This is a genomic window from Corynebacterium sp. HMSC06G04 (genome assembly GCF_001807365.1).
Classification (GTDB): Bacteria; Actinomycetota; Actinomycetes; order Mycobacteriales; family Mycobacteriaceae; genus Corynebacterium; species Corynebacterium simulans.
In genome coordinates this window covers 24,046-37,940 of record NZ_KV788599.1, presented here as the reverse complement: position 1 = coordinate 37,940, position 13,895 = coordinate 24,046, and the positions used below count along the sequence as shown (strand labels likewise).

14 protein-coding genes and 1 pseudogene are annotated in these 13,895 nt (G+C 58.6%); 3 read left to right on the top strand and 12 right to left on the bottom strand.

Annotated features, from left to right (window positions below; genetic code table 11):
• Positions 1–409 precede the first annotated feature (409 nt).
• Both HMPREF3158_RS03210 and HMPREF3158_RS03205 read right to left on the bottom strand, forming a co-directional pair.
• Complete coding sequence (locus tag HMPREF3158_RS03210; protein ID WP_062042866.1) at positions 410–2,302, bottom strand: heavy metal translocating P-type ATPase; 1,893 nt, start codon at positions 2,300–2,302, stop codon at positions 410–412.
• The gene (locus HMPREF3158_RS03205; protein WP_062036595.1) at positions 2,299–2,658 is read right to left on the bottom strand and encodes a Cd(II)/Pb(II)-sensing metalloregulatory transcriptional regulator CmtR; all 360 of its coding nucleotides are present in this window, start codon (positions 2,656–2,658) and stop codon (positions 2,299–2,301) included. The genes HMPREF3158_RS03210 and HMPREF3158_RS03205 overlap by 4 nt, the downstream gene beginning before the upstream one ends.
• 369 nt (positions 2,659–3,027) lie before the next feature.
• Between HMPREF3158_RS03205 and HMPREF3158_RS03200 the strand changes: the two are divergent.
• Positions 3,028–3,254 (top strand): annotated as a pseudogene (locus HMPREF3158_RS03200) (type II toxin-antitoxin system RelE/ParE family toxin).
• Entirely contained in the window at positions 3,241–3,549 is a 309-nt protein-coding gene (locus HMPREF3158_RS03195) for a HigA family addiction module antitoxin (RefSeq protein WP_082787649.1), read from the top strand. The pseudogene HMPREF3158_RS03200 and the gene HMPREF3158_RS03195 overlap by 14 nt, the downstream one beginning before the upstream one ends.
• A gap of 54 nt (positions 3,550–3,603) precedes the next feature.
• Here HMPREF3158_RS03195 and arfB read toward each other — a convergent pair whose 3' ends face one another.
• From arfB to HMPREF3158_RS13095, 4 genes are read right to left on the bottom strand one after another with little or no spacing between them, the layout of a single operon-like run.
• Positions 3,604–4,047: an alternative ribosome rescue aminoacyl-tRNA hydrolase ArfB gene (arfB, locus tag HMPREF3158_RS03190; protein WP_062036597.1), complete on the bottom strand. Its 444-nt coding sequence runs from the start codon at positions 4,045–4,047 to the stop codon at positions 3,604–3,606.
• A gap of 31 nt (positions 4,048–4,078) precedes the next feature.
• Positions 4,079–4,669 (bottom strand): putative glycolipid-binding domain-containing protein, encoded by a 591-nt coding sequence (locus tag HMPREF3158_RS03185; protein ID WP_201057350.1) that lies wholly within the window; start codon positions 4,667–4,669, stop codon positions 4,079–4,081.
• The gene (locus HMPREF3158_RS13310; protein ID WP_305764085.1) at positions 4,597–4,845 is read right to left on the bottom strand and encodes a Fic family protein; all 249 of its coding nucleotides are present in this window, start codon (positions 4,843–4,845) and stop codon (positions 4,597–4,599) included. Before HMPREF3158_RS13310 ends, HMPREF3158_RS03185 begins: the two co-directional genes overlap by 73 nt.
• A gap of 48 nt (positions 4,846–4,893) precedes the next feature.
• Positions 4,894–5,385, bottom strand: a complete 492-nt coding sequence (locus HMPREF3158_RS13095) for a Fic family protein (RefSeq protein ID WP_235591226.1) — start codon at positions 5,383–5,385, stop codon at positions 4,894–4,896.
• Between the two features lie 354 nt (positions 5,386–5,739).
• On the opposite strand from HMPREF3158_RS13095, the gene HMPREF3158_RS03170 reads away from it, so the two are divergent.
• Positions 5,740–7,299 (top strand): ATP-binding protein, encoded by a 1,560-nt coding sequence (locus HMPREF3158_RS03170; protein WP_062036601.1) that lies wholly within the window; start codon positions 5,740–5,742, stop codon positions 7,297–7,299.
• Here HMPREF3158_RS03170 and HMPREF3158_RS03165 read toward each other — a convergent pair.
• From HMPREF3158_RS03165 to HMPREF3158_RS12860, 6 genes are all read right to left on the bottom strand, one after another.
• A complete protein-coding gene (locus tag HMPREF3158_RS03165; RefSeq protein ID WP_062036603.1) occupies positions 7,274–7,924 on the bottom strand; it encodes an MOSC domain-containing protein in 651 nt (216 codons plus the stop codon). The genes HMPREF3158_RS03170 and HMPREF3158_RS03165 overlap by 26 nt on opposite strands.
• Before the next feature lie 29 nt (positions 7,925–7,953).
• Positions 7,954–10,470 carry a hypothetical protein gene (locus tag HMPREF3158_RS03160; RefSeq protein WP_070497304.1) on the bottom strand — a complete coding sequence of 839 codons (2,517 nt, stop codon included), beginning with the start codon at positions 10,468–10,470 and terminating at the stop codon, positions 7,954–7,956.
• Positions 10,471–11,477: 1,007 nt separating this feature from the next.
• On the bottom strand, positions 11,478–11,594 hold the full coding sequence (locus HMPREF3158_RS13340) for an HAD hydrolase-like protein (RefSeq protein ID WP_141740985.1): 117 nt from the start codon (positions 11,592–11,594) through the stop codon (positions 11,478–11,480).
• A 168-nt stretch (positions 11,595–11,762) separates the two neighbouring features.
• Positions 11,763–12,113: a hypothetical protein gene (locus HMPREF3158_RS03150; protein WP_141740984.1), complete on the bottom strand. Its 351-nt coding sequence runs from the start codon at positions 12,111–12,113 to the stop codon at positions 11,763–11,765.
• 5 nt (positions 12,114–12,118) lie between these two features.
• Positions 12,119–12,772, bottom strand: coding sequence for a hypothetical protein (locus HMPREF3158_RS03145; RefSeq protein WP_070497302.1), 654 nt, complete (start codon positions 12,770–12,772; stop codon positions 12,119–12,121).
• Positions 12,773–13,069: 297 nt separating this feature from the next.
• Positions 13,070–13,702: a hypothetical protein gene (locus HMPREF3158_RS12860; protein WP_168161742.1), complete on the bottom strand. Its 633-nt coding sequence runs from the start codon at positions 13,700–13,702 to the stop codon at positions 13,070–13,072.
• Positions 13,703–13,895: the final 193 nt, after the last annotated feature.

Here is a 13,895-nt window from a genome sequence, read left to right as displayed (position 1 = left end):
GATGTGAGTGCTTCGAAGTCATTGGGGGCTAGAAAGTTGCACCAGGAGTGCTGTCTGCGGGTGTTGTAGCGCATGCACCACCGGAAGACTTCTTGGCGACTGATGTCGAAGTGGTCGAGTTCAAGTTCAACGTGTAACGCGAGGCGCTAATGACGTTTCGCGTTATTGGGGGTAGGTTGAAGAGCGCTGTCTCTAACTCCGGTTTTCGTTCGGCCTCGGTCCATTCCGCTACCTCGTGTGAAGAATCTGCAAGCGTTATCGGGCCGTTGAACTATTAGGTTCACCCACAGTTCCCGTGCCTGCACGCATCGAGAAGGACCAGGTGGTGAACTCGAATGACTCGCCTGGTCCAACGTGTGTGTGCGCTCGGCGCGTGGTTTAACCCTTATAAGACTTGCCGGTCACAGCCTCAGCGTTTCGCTCGTGCAGCCCGCAGGCCGTTCAAGATCACGATGACTTCGGCGACTTCGTGTACTAACACGACGGCGGCCAGGCCCAGTACACCGCTGATCGCCAGTGGCATCAACACGATGATGATAGCCAGAGACAGCACGATGTTTTGGTTGATGATCCTGCTGCCTCGGCGGGCGTGCTGCAGCGCCTGCGGGATCAGCCGGAGGTCGTGGCCAGTGAAGGCGACGTCAGCGGACTCGATCGCGGCGTCAGAGCCGGTCGCTCCCATCGCAATGCCCACCGTTGCGCCCGCCAGTGCCGGCGCGTCGTTGATGCCGTCGCCGATCATCGCCGTCGGCGTCTTGGAGGAGAAATCGGCGACGATGCTTGCCTTGTCCTCCGGTCGCAGTTCGGCGCGCACGTCGTCGATTCCGGCGATTTCAGCCAGCGCCCGAGCGGTGCGAGTGTTATCACCGGTGAGCATGCTCACTTCCACGTCGTTGTCGTGCAGGGACTGCACGGCATCGGGCACCTCGGGCCGCAACTCGTCGCGCACCCCGATCGCCCCGGCGAGAGCGTCATCGACGGTGACTAGGACGCAGGTCTGGCCTTCGGACTCCATACGCTCAACGTCCGCCTTCAGTGGCCCGGCGTCGATCCATCGGGGGCTGCCGACCAGCACCCGTCGGCCTTCGACGGTGCCGCCGATGCCATGACCGGCTTCCTCGCTGATATCCAAGGCGGTGGGCGCTTCGGGCTCCGCTGCCACGATCGCCGCGGCGAGGGGGTGCGTCGATTGCTGCTCAACCGCCGCCGCGAAGGAAAGCACCTGCGCCCGATCGAATCCGTCTGCCGGGACCACTCCGGTAACCTCGGGCTGGTTGCGGGTAAGAGTTCCGGTCTTGTCTACCGCTAGGTGACGGATGCCGCCGAGTCGCTCGAACGCCGCGCCGGACTTGATGACTACTCCGAACTGGCTGGCCGCGCCGATCGCGGCCACGACCGTCAGCGGCACGGAGATTGCCAGCGCGCACGGCGACGCTGCGACCAGGACCACCAGCGCACGGGTGATCCAAGTCTCTGGGTCGCCCAACAGCGAGCCGATCACGCCGACCAGCACTGCCAGGATCATCACCCCGGGCACGAGGGGTTGGGCAATTCGGTCGGCGATCCGGGCGCGGTCGCCCTTCTCCGCCTGCGCCTGCTCGACGAGGTCGACGAGTGTGGTCAGCGAGTTGTCCGTTCCAGCTGCGGTCGTCTCGACCTCCAGCACACCGGCGGAGTTGATCGCTCCCGCGGGTACCTCGTCGCCGGGCGCAACCTCCTCCGGAATGGATTCTCCGGTGATCGCTGAGGTGTCAAGGCTGGAGCGTCCGGACCGAATGATGCCGTCCGTGGCGATCCGCTCCCCGGGGCGTACGACCATTAGCTCGCCAACCTCAAGGTCCTTCGCAGCGACCTCGGCCGTCGTACCGTCGCGCAGGACGGTCGCGGTTTGCGGTACCAGCTTCAACAGTGCCCGCAGTCCGCCTTGGGCCCGGTCCATCGCCTTGTCTTCAAGCGCCTCGGCGATCGAGTACAGGAACGCCAGCGCCGCGGCCTCTCCGACGAAACCAAGGATCACCGCGCCGACAGCGCTGATCGTCATAAGCAAGCCAATGCCGAGCTTGCGCTTCGTGACAAGGTTCCGGATCGCTCCAGGTGCGAACGTGTAAGCGCCTAACAGCAGGCCAAGCCAATACAGTACCGTTGCGGGCGTCTCCAAGTCGGACCAGTCCAGCGCCAGTCCTGTAATGAGGGCTACGCCGGAGAAGATCGGTAGCAGTAGCTCGGGGTCCTTCCACCATGGCCGATCGAGCTCTTCGATCTCCGTGGCGGGTTCGTGTTCGCATCCACATGCTGAACTCATGCGTCCGTTCCTTTCTCGCCGCAGCCGGGCACCGAGCACTCAGTGTCGATGCAGGGGGCATTCTCGTCGACGGCCAGCGTCGCGTTGACCAGCGCTTCGAGCGCCGCCGCGAGGTGCGGATCGGCAATTTCGTAGCGGGTCTTACGGCCCTCCGGCTCAGCGACGACGATGCCGCAATCGCGTAGGCAGGACAGGTGGTTCGAGACGTTCGAGCGCGTCAGATCCAAGCTTTGCGAAATCTCGGCCGGGTAGGCCGGACCGTCGAGTAGGGTCATCAGGATTCGGGAACGCGTCGGATCAGCCATGGCCCGGCCGAGCCGGTTCATGACGTCGAGGCGTGAAGCAATAGTCAGCATGTACTGAACAATACAACGTGCGCTGAACTATTCAAAATGCACTGAACTGACGGTTGCGCGAAGGTCCGGCGACCTGCAGGAATTAGTCGATGGGATAGAAGATGACTGATCCTTTGTGGTTCGGCTGCCACCCAACGCGGGAGCGACGTGGGCGGCGAGGTTCTCAGAATCTTCACGTTGACGTCTACGCCATCCCGCAAAACCTTTACGTGTTTCCATGCGCCCATATGTTCTCTGTGTGCTGACGTAATTGCAGTTTTCTGATTGTTGCAGGCTAACGAGAAAGTAACTTTGCAACAACATACCGTGGAGTTCAAATTTAACGTGTAGCGTTATTGATGCTTCGCGTTATGGGGGATAGGGTGAAGCATGATCCAGTCGTTCGCTGACAAGGACACTGAGCGTCTGTGGAAGCTGCGCCAGCTTGGGTACGCGCAGACTCTTGATGAGTTACGGATTCCCCGGGAAACCGGCTCGAGGCGTTGAAAGGTGATCAGCGGGGTAAGTTCAGCATTTGAATCAACGACCAGTGGCGGATCTGTTTTCGGTGGTCCGCCGCGGGGCCAGAGGAGGTTGAGATCGTTGACTACCACTGACAAGCTCCCTCCGGTTCACCCCGGTGAGATCCTCATGGAGGACTTCCTTAAAGGAATGGGGATCACCCAGCACAAGCTCGCCGTCTCCATCGGCGTTCCGCCCCGCCGGATCAACGAAATTGTTCACGGTAAGCGCGCTGTAACCGCTGACACGGCCCTTCGTCTAGCGAAGTTTTTCGAGATGAGCCCCCAGTTCTGGCTCGGGTTACAGGCTCAATATGACTTGGACGTGGCGGAAGACAAGACCCTCTCGGAAATCGAGCGGATTCACCCGGTCCAAGCTGTCTCAGCGTAGCGGTTACCCGAACCAGGTCCGTCAGCGTGAGGATATGCACGCGGATGGTTCGAACTAGGGAATTTGGGGCCGCCGTCGCGTGGACTTGAGTTCCGAGCGCCGCTTTTTCGCTTCGAGACGGCGTCGTACCGAGCTCCGCGTCGGCTTGGTCCTGCGCCGCGGAGGAGGAGGCGGAGCGAGCGCCTCGCGCAAGAGGGCGGCCATGCGTTCGCGTGCCTCGGCGCGGTTGCGTACCTGTAATCGCTGGGTCGATGCGGTAACGGTAAGGACGGTGCCGTCTAGGCGGTGCTCGAGGTTGTGAAGGACGCGGCGACGCTGGGCGTCGGAAAGCGATGAGCACGTAGCGATATCGACGGAAAGCTGCACTTTGCTGTCCGTAGTATTGACGCCTTGGCCGCCTGGTCCCGACGACTTCGCGAACCGCTCCGTCAGGTCGGCGGCGACGATGACCAGACCCCCGGGGATCCCTGGGCCAGGCGCGATGGTCAGGTCGTTCATACCGCCCAGCTTAGTTAGAGTTGTTTCCGGATCAGACCCGCCGTGCGAGATCAGGGTAGTGTACGACCACTCCGTCACCGTCGACCTCCAACTCGACGTCGACTCCCCGTGTTCCGCTTTTGTATCGGACAGTTTCAGCATCGACGGAGCTGTAGTACTGGTCTGATGCGATCACCTGGAGGGACGGCATATCAATCCAAGCCATGATCAGCTGCGTTTTCGGAACCTGAGTCTCAAGCAGCGTCAAGCGACGAATAGGCATTGTGTTGGTGAGAGGGCACAGACCGAGATCGCAATCGAGTGCGGCTTTCAGGTCGGCTGACTGGACGATACCGGGGGAGGGCAGATCTTCAGGCTGGGCGCCCTCTTCATTGGTTTCCGCCGACCACACGCCTTGCTCGGACCTAAACAGCTCGAGGCTTCGCCCCCATCCGTCGCCTTCAACGTTCACCGACACACGTTCGGTCACCCAGTTCTCCGCGGCGCGCAGCTCCCACGTGGCCTCGTATCCATCGCCGTATTGCACTCCGGAAGCGGTCAAACCGGCTCCTAAAAAATGAACTGCGGCCTCGTTCCGGATGAGAGGAGTCTCGACATGCTCCCACTTATACGTGCGCTCCATGGTGAGGATTTTACAACGCTCGATGGTGCGAAAAGGCAGGTAGCTTTCGATTTGGACCGCGTACCGAGGAGGAGGCTTACCGGCAGAATGGTGTATTCAGTAAGTCCGCGACGCAGAAGAATCCCATGAATGAGAGCACGGCCCACACGGCCGTTGCCATCTGAAAATGGGTGAATCGTTTCGAATTGAGCGTGAGCAATCGCGGCTTGGATGAGAGCACCGTGCTAAGCGCCATCTAGGTAAAGGCACAGGTCTTCAACGAGGTCACGGACTAGGCGTGGGGGTGCTGGGATGAACTCGGCACCAATAGGTGTGTGGTTACCTCCTCCGATCCAGTTTTGAATAGTGTGAAGTCCAGTGGGAATAGAACCCTTCTCCCCCATCAACTCTCTTTGAAGCTTTTCAAGAAGCTCGATGGAGATTGTCGGTTCGGTGGCAAAGCTCTGCTCGATGGAACGCAGAACGGTAAGGTTACGGGCAACCTCTTCCGCGCCTTCCTTAAAGCCGCGGACTTCTTCTACTTGGGCGAGTTCCGCGAGGATAACCTTATCGACGTTGGGTGCAATACCCTCAATGCGTGAGGAAGAAATAGCTTCAGAACGCATGAGCAGGCGGGCCACAGACTCCAACTGGCCTGAAGCCGCATGGCGGTTGAGCCCCAAAATGTCTCGCTCGATACGCGCTGCCCGGCTGGTGAGTTCTGGGGAAAAGTCCACGCCTTACTAGCAAGATGGTCAGGGACATAGACCTAAAAAGGGCCTCCGGCCTTATCGCGCCGGGGAGTGCCGGAGCCTGATTCGGGGATCCAGCTCTCGGTAACGTAGTGAGGCTTGTAGAGGCTATCCATTCGTCAGACAGCAAATGAGTGGTTGGATAACTCTTATCCAACCACTCATTGCGGTTTATGCGCTAGATAAAGCTTAAACATACGGGGTTTCAGGGCCATAATTTGGCCTCAATGAGAATGTCAATGACACCTCAATGGGAAGATCAATGAGAACTCTTGTCATTGAAGAGGAATGAAGTTAGCATTGAGCCGTCATTGTTAACATTGAGGGCGGGTATTCATCGTGAACAATTGGTCCGAGAATCAGCTGAGAGAGCTATTGGCTGAGCTTGAGTTGCGCGGCGGTGATTCAACAACAGTCGAGGTCAAAACCGCTCAAGGGGGCATTCCGGACTCTCTACCGCAGACATTGTGCGCGTTCGCAAACATGCCGAGTGGCGGCCTTATCATTCTCGGTGTCAATGAGAAGGAAGGATTCATTGTCACTGGCATTGAGAATCCTTCGGAGATGGAGGCTGCTCTGGCCTCGCAGGCGCGTCATGCCATCACCCCTCCAGTCACAGTGCATACCGACAGTGTGGCAATAGATGGCACGCATGTCGTGATTGCGGAGGTTACGGGTCTTCCGATTATTGATAAGCCTGCTATCTACAGGGGAGAAGCGTATCTTCGAATGGCTGATGGGGACTACCGTATGAGTGCCTCGGAGCTGCGCATGATGGACGTGGCAAAGCTGCATGCCGAAGAGGCAGTGTCCTATGACACGACGATTGTGGAAGGCACGAGCCTTGCAGACCTAGATAGCGACGTGGTGCAAGATTTCTTGGTTCAGGCGCGGAAAAAGAATCGGCGACTATCGGGACTTACTCAAGATGAGGACGTCTTACGGGCGCTAGCGGTGACGACCGCGACTGGAGAGCTGACCCTTGCTGGCCTGTATGCGCTGGGTTTCTATCCCCAAGGACATTTTCCCTCCTTAGCAGTAACGGTGGCGCAAAGGCTACCAAATGGTTCGAAGCACGGGCGAGTGCTGGGGTTGGAGACCTTTGAGGGGCCCGTTCCGGTGCTGTTGAACTCGGTAATGGGATGGGTAAGGCAACGTTTAGCCGCCGTACGGCGATATCGAGAGGACGGATCAATGGTGGAAGTTCCTGAACTTCCCCTTCCGGCCATTCGAGAGGCCGTGGCTAATGCATTGGTGCACCGTGATCTTGGGCCAAATACGTTGGGTGCGGGTAAATCGATTGATGTCCGCCTACTACCGGACAAGATGGTTATCTCCAGTCCAGGAGGCCTACGGGATCTGACGGTTGAACAGCTCAAGTCGAGAGATCTGGCGCGCCAGGAGATTAACCAGCGGCTCTATAGACTGTGCCGATATCTCAAAGCAGACGATGGCTCTTTTGTTATTGAGGGCGAAGGCGGCGGCGTGCAGCTCATGCTGGATGCCGCGCGAGAGCAAGGACTACCGGAGCCTGACCTGATAGATTCTGGCGTGCAATTTACGGTGAAGATGTGGCGGCCGGACACTCGTGGAGAGGCCCGTATCTGGGAGCCACTACGCAAGGAGGAATCAGGCACCGGCCCGGAACGACGAGTGGATGCACCAGTGACCTTGGAACGCCTGGGTGTTAACGCCCCGCGCGTAGCGGAGGCGCTGCGTACGGCGGCACAACCGCTGTCTATCGGCGAAATAGAAACAGCCACAAACCTTACTCGAGCGCAGGTCCGATATGCGCTGAAGTCACTGGTGAAGGCACGATTCGTGCGTATGGATGGCACGCGCGGTTCACAAGCGACAACCTATGAATGGCTAGCTAACCGCGGGGCTGCAGGCGCTTGACCAGCTGATCGTGGTGGACTGCGGCAAGGCAGCCGGCGTCGACGACGCGCCGGGCTAGCTCCTTGTCCCCCATCTTGGCGGCAAAGGCCATGCCCATGGTGATGTCATGGTCGGGGCGGCCGATGAGCGTAATCTCATCGCCAGAAGTGATGCGGCCAGGCTCGATGATGCGCAGGTAGGAACCGCAATCGCCACGCTCAGTGAAGGACTTGAGCCAGCCGGGCTCGTCCATCCAGCCGGAGAAGGTGGCGCAGGGCGTGCGCGGAATGGAGACCTCGAGCACGCACTCCCCCACCTGAATCTGCTGGTTGATCAGCATATTCGGCCAGGAGATCCCCTCGGTGGTGAGGTTCTCCCCGAAGTAGCCATCTCGCAGCACGCGGTTGAGCGTGCCCTCCCAGTAGTCGAGCTCCTCGCGGGCATAAGCGTAGACGGCCTTCTCGGCACCGCCGTGGTGGGCGTGGTCACCGATGGAATCCCCCACCACGCCGGAGCCGTCACCGTAGTTGGGCCCAGGTATCTCCAGGTCCAGGAAGGGGCGTGGCTGCTTATCGATGCCCGTGTACTCGTGTCGCCCATGCGGCTCGGGGCGGCGGACAGCGACGTTCGTGGAGATAACCTTCATGCTCACCTATTGTGGCACACCTCACGCGCTCACATGCCGCGATCGCGGAAGAGAGCTTCGGCCGTCACGAGGTCGTAGAAGAACAGGCGCGGGGCGAGCGGCATGACGTCGGCAAGCATGGGCATGTCCTCCTTCAGCAGGGCGTTTTCTGGGATAGCGCCGTGCGCCACCGCGCGGGAGGCCAGCGCGAAGGCGTAGGAGATATACGGCATCCACGCGGCGGCGTTGAGCTCGTCGGCGGTGTTGCCGCTGCCAAAGGCGCTCAGCGCGATGAGCGTGTGGCTCACGGACATGTCCACGCCGGCTTCCTGAACAATCGAGGTCAGGGCCGTTGCATCCTTGCGCAGCTTCTCCACGGTGCCCAGGGCATCGAGCGGGCCGTTGTTGGCAAAGCATTCGCGCAACGCGACGATGCGGGCGGCCTCGCTGGTGAGGTCATCTACCTCAGGCGAGGGGCTCGGTGTGGTGGCGGCCGCGAGCAGCATCGGGCGCGTCAGGCTGTCGACGCCCGAGGTGCGCGCTGTGGCGAGCTTTTCCGGCAGCGCGGCATCGGATGCGACGGCGCCCAAAAGGCCCGGGTAGTTATCCGTTGCTGGGTTATCGCTGGCGACGTCCATGTGGAACAAACGGGTGCGCACCAGGGAGCGAGCCTGCTGGTTAACGCTCACACCCGACTGGCCCAGTGCCTGCACGGCTGCGGCTGGGTCGAGGCGCAGATTGTCGATGATGCTGTCGAACATCGCCTGCAGGCGCGGATTCGGGCTGCGCTGCGAGAGCACGTGCAGGGAACGGAAAGCATCCCAGAGCTCGAGCGGGGTCCACTCCTTCGAGGCCAAGGCCGGCTCGGCGGCGTCGGTGCCCACTACGAGTGAGGCGCTCGACGGGCGCGCCGGGGCGGCGAGGTTGGAGGAAGCCTGTAGCTCGCGGACGTCGACAAGCAAAGTGCCCTCGAGCTCAGGAGCTTCGAAACCGGCCTCGTTTGGCTCAAGACGGGTTGGGGCAACGGTTGGGTTAGCCAAAGGCCACGCCCATCCCACGAGGTCAACGGGTTCTTCGAGGTTCTGCTCGATCTCGATGCCCTCCCCAATCAGGCCGCGGCTGGCCAATGGGGACTTGCGGACGGTAGCCAGCGCAGCATAGATGAGGCTCGAGGAAGCCGATGCCTCGTACTCCAGCACACGGCGCTCCATGCTGCGGCTCAGGTGCGCGGCGCGCTCCTTCTCAGGCAGCTCGGCGAGGTAATCCTCGTAGGACAGCGTGGACCACATGAGGAACAGCTCGCAGGAAGCCTGCTTGCGCACGGCGCTGACCAAAGCGCCATTCGGCACGGACAGGTTGCGTACCGGCTGAGTGGTGCGGGAGGTACGCGCGAGCTCCTTGATCTTTTGGCGGGAGTCGATGGTGACGAACTTCGCCAGCGGTAGCGGGCGCGGGGAATGGACGCTGAACTGGGCGTCCTGGTCCAGTTGACCTGCCAGGATGACCGGCTTTTCGTAGTGGATGGTCGGCTCCAAGCCGATGCGCTTGACGCGGGTGAAAAGGGCCTCCGGGATGACGTCGAATTCCAGCTCGTAGCCGGCCTCGCTGGCCACTACCTCGCGGCGGGAAACCTCCGTCTCCTGGAAGGTGCGTGCCTTCTTATCCAGTACGATCGGCTTCTTCGGCGGCGAGGCGAGCAGGTAACCAAACGCGGAGTGCTTGCCCAAAGCATCGATGAAGCGGAAGTCGGTACCGCGCGGGCCCTCGTTCTTTGCGCGCATGTGCAGGCCCTCGGCCATGGAGATAAAGCGGACGTCGACAAGCGTGTCCTCGTGGTACAGCGAGACCTCGTAGCGGCCGACCCATGGATCCTCGTAGAGATCGGAGGGAAACGCCTCTGCCACGCCGGTGCCGAGGGTTTGCTCGGAGATCTCTTCCTGCTCGCCGTCGACAGGCGCATAGACCAAATCGAGGCGCCACTCCCCTTCTTGGTGCAGCGTTACCTTCGGCGAGTGCGTATAAATCGGCTCGCCGTCCAAGCCCTGCGCATTGGTCAAGGTCTTTACGGAAAAGTCCCACTCAAAGAACACTTGCTTATCGATGTCCACCGGCTCGCGCTGTGGCACCTCTACGCGCTGTGGCAGTGGACCAAACTCCCAGCCCGCCCAGATAGCTAGCGGCGTGGCATCCTCCAGGGTGCCCTGTGGGGCGAGCAGCGTGGTCTGATCGTGGATGATAAACGGTGCATCGCTGCTGATGCCGGTGAAGTTAAACTCCGGTGCGAGTGGTTCCTCGCCGTCCATGAGGGTTACCTGGATGGACTTGAAGGGGCCGGGAATGCCCACGCGCAGACGCTCGCCGGCTTCGAAGACGCGGACGGAGTGTGGGCGATCGATGAAGTGGGATTCGACGCGCCACTGCGGTTGCTTCAGTTCGTGCTCCATGAGGTCTGGCAGCGCGATATCCAGGATGCGAGTCTTTGGGTCAAGGCTTAGGCGAGGGGCCTGTTCGAGATAAGAGGACTGTTCAATTGCCGTGGTTTCCAAGCACAGAGTCTCCGCATTCATTTGCCCCATATTAGGACAAATTGCAGCGTGTTGGTAGTGCGCTGGTAGCGGGCTGTGGCGGCTTGTACAAGGTCATGACGGTGTTGGGCTATGAACTGCACATTGAGCACGCCGGCTTAGCGACGCCTTCGCTGCCACCGCCGCGCGCGTCATCAGCGGTGAGCTGCACAGTGAGCGCATGCTTCTCGATGGCGTAACCGTCGGCGATTGCGTCCGTTAGCGTGGTGTACGAGTTGGTTCCTGTGATGGGCCCCGAGGACAATTAGGGCGACCATCATGGGTACCTGGCGTTCAAAGCGCTTGCCAAGGGCGTAGACGCGGAAATCGCCGGTGGACTCGACCAGTACGACCCGGAACTTATCGATGGCGTGCGCGTTCTCGGGATTGCCCAAGGAACCGCAGCACGCGACGAAGCAGCCTTTAGGCATGCGCGTAAGACCGGTCACCGCTTGCGCCGGCAAGACAACGCCTGACAGACGCAGCGATCATCAATGCTTACGAGCACGGCTACAACGTCGCATATACCCACGGCGGGGCAGGCCGCGACAACGAGATGCCACCCATGCGCGACCGCCAAACCATGGCAAGGCGCGTGCGTGGGTATGTCACCCTCTCCAAGAGTGATGCCTACAGCGGCTCTAACGCGCCAGGTCAAGCCACGAGCAGTGAGCGTAAAGCACTGGCCACTATGGGGCGCAGAGGCGGCAAGAAAGCAGAAGAACGCTGGAAAACAGACCCAGAAGGTGAGTACGTCCAAGTACGGCGTACAGCGTTGGAAGAAACGAACATCAAGCGTGCCACTGGAGGTCGTGCCACCGCTCGACAGATTGCCAACTACTTCGATGACACTCTGCTTCAGACTGGGAAGTATCCGTCTATTCCAGACACTATGAGAGAGTTTGGTGTCTCTAGACCAACGGTTAAGAGGGCGTTACCAACGGTTAAGAGGGCGTTGAAAAACGCCTAAAGCAGCGCAGTTTTGTGCCGACTTGTGGACAGTCTTCCTTTTATGCCCATTTCCCATCTTGGCGTGCGTGAAAAAGGAGGAAATCCGCACCGATAGCTCGAGCTAAAGCTCCATCAGTATCAACATTGTCGCCAATAACTATGCTGTCCTCGATCACTAAACCGGAAGAGCCACTTAACCCTTATGTACCCTTTTTGATAGATGCACTAATTTGGCCACAGTACCCGCATGGGTACTGTGGCCAAATTTTGGAAGACAGTTTAGCAAGATCCTATCACTTTTTATCAAGTGATTAATAGACTGCTAGCTCCAGTTAAAACACCGATCAGGCCGCTGCTCGACGAAAGGCTATATGGTTATTGGGCCAGAAAAAGTAGCAGATGGCTAGGAACGCTACGACTATTCGCCCAACCAAGCTAGGGAAGAAAGCTGTAATAGCTATCGTTGCAGCAAAGAGGAAAATGGAACGCACACGATGCATCCAAGGAGATACCGCTTTTTCACCCATGATCATGGAAATACCAAAAAGGATTGCTCCCAATATTGAATAGATCCACAAATATCCAGAATTGAAAAAGTGTTCAACTCCATGTTTCTCAATAATATCCGAGGGGAATATAGTGACAAAAGCCCACAGAGATTCTGGAAAGCGAATAAACTTTGGATCTTTATCCATCCGCATTAGTCATCCTCAATCTCTGCGGTAATTGGCGGAAATCCCCATTTAGAATACCAGGTAATACCTTTACCCTGCACGACCGCCCCTGTGATTTTAGCAGCAAGATCGATAAAATAAGCTGCCCCAAGAACACCGGCAGCGGCAGCAATAGCAGCTCCGATCGGCCCGCCTGTTACAGCACCCCAAGCAAAGAATGCCGCCTCAAGAGCAGCTGGCCCTTCCATTGCCGCTGCGGTAAGAGTTGCAGCCGCCCCAACCTTCAGATCGTTATTTGATATGTGGCCGAGCTTGTGATCATATGTAGTAACAATTTTTGGCTCGTTTTCCTGGTGCTGAACAATGCTTTCATCCTCAGCAAGCACTGAGTGGAAAAAACTGACATCTTTGTCTTCAAAACCATAGTCACTACGGAGCTGATCATCGTTGAGATCGGACTTGAGGTTACCCTCCTCGTCGTAATCAATATGTTCACCGACGCTACTAATTAGCTCAAGCTGCTTCTTCTCTTTAGGAGTGATCTCCTTAAGAGACCTATCAAATTGCTCTTCAGACCAAACAGGAGTTTTCTCTGCTTGTTCAACCGTTTCGGCAGAAGCTGCGGGGGCAATACCTGCAGTGATTAGAGACGCAACTGTCAGAAGCGTGACTCGATTCATGATAGAATCTTTCTGTATCGATAGGCGGACCAAAGCGATGATACACACTACCCTGACATCCCGCTTCTCAGATGAGCCGCACCCTACAACATGTGGAATACTCTCGCTGGTGGAATGAGAATTGCGGGATTCCCAATGTCTCATAAATGAGAGTTCTCGCCTGTGAGCGAAAAGGCAGGCAAGTACAAAGGCCGCAAGCCCGCTCTTAGCCCGCAGCAAGTAGCAGAAATTAAACGGCGCGTATGGGCGGGGGAGTCTTCGGGGCGGAATTGTTTGTACATGTTGAGGTTCCTTGTCTTATGGTGTGGTCGTGCTGGTTCTATCAATCCAAACGGCAGCTTCCCAGTCAAGAGGGCAGGTGTATTTGCCGGTGGATTCCACCATTTGTCGGAGTCTGTGTTGGTAGTCGATGTATTTCTCGGAGGTTAGTGTTGACCAGGCGTTGGGTGCCACGGGGCGTGTGACACCTGCGCTGGCGGCTTCCTTGTAAACGTACTGATCGACAGGGACGTGCAGGTAAGGATAGAGGCGCTGCACATCGGGGTGGTCGAGGACGGCGAGGTATTTCAGCGTCATGTTCAGCCACTTTTGGGCTTGGCCGTAGTGGAAGGAGAACGGCCGGCTACCATGCTCATGGTGTGCGAATTTGTCGCAGGTTGTACGACACCAGTGGTCGTGCTGGGCATCGAAGCTGGCTTGTGAGTCGATGGTGGCGAGATTATCGACGAAAGATTGAATCGAGGCAATCGTTGATCTCTTGAGTTCGGAGCGTGATTGGTGGGTGTCGAAACCGCGTAGGGTGCGTTGCAGATCAGCGTAGGCACGACGTGCGACACCGTGGATCGCCTGCTCGCTGGTGACGTTGGCTGTAGCGACCTTTGTGCCGAAGTAAAAAGCGATAAGGCTGCGACGTTGAATTTGGGTGTCCATAGCCGCATTCTTCCAAAAACGGGGCGCGACATCGCACGAATCGAAGATTTACTTGCCCCGTAAATGAGGTGATGACTCCTGCGGAGCAGCCGAGGGGGATACGGCGCTCGACGCAGGAGCTATCAGAGAGGGAGCATCGGGGATGGGGGATCGCGTCATGCCCCCTCACAAAGGAGAGTAAACCAAGCGGCAT

Excerpts from the sequence above, each read along its gene's own strand:
- HMPREF3158_RS03205 (WP_062036595.1), bottom strand. The coding sequence starts at position 2,658 with ATGCTGACTATTGCTTCACGCCTCGACGTCATGAACCGGCTCGGCCGG.
- HMPREF3158_RS03145 (WP_070497302.1), bottom strand. The coding sequence starts at position 12,772 with ATGAATCGAGTCACGCTTCTGACAGTTGCGTCTCTAATCACTGCAGGT.
- HMPREF3158_RS12860 (WP_168161742.1), bottom strand. The coding sequence starts at position 13,702 with ATGGACACCCAAATTCAACGTCGCAGCCTTATCGCTTTTTACTTCGGC.
- HMPREF3158_RS03160 (WP_070497304.1), bottom strand. The coding sequence starts at position 10,470 with ATGAATGCGGAGACTCTGTGCTTGGAAACCACGGCAATTGAACAGTCC.
- HMPREF3158_RS03165 (WP_062036603.1), bottom strand. The coding sequence starts at position 7,924 with ATGAAGGTTATCTCCACGAACGTCGCTGTCCGCCGCCCCGAGCCGCAT.
- HMPREF3158_RS03185 (WP_201057350.1), bottom strand. The coding sequence starts at position 4,669 with ATGGAGCGCACGTATAAGTGGGAGCATGTCGAGACTCCTCTCATCCGG.
- HMPREF3158_RS03150 (WP_141740984.1), bottom strand. The coding sequence starts at position 12,113 with ATGGATAAAGATCCAAAGTTTATTCGCTTTCCAGAATCTCTGTGGGCT.
- HMPREF3158_RS03210 (WP_062042866.1), bottom strand. The coding sequence starts at position 2,302 with ATGAGTTCAGCATGTGGATGCGAACACGAACCCGCCACGGAGATCGAA.
- arfB (WP_062036597.1), bottom strand. The coding sequence starts at position 4,047 with ATGAACGACCTGACCATCGCGCCTGGCCCAGGGATCCCCGGGGGTCTG.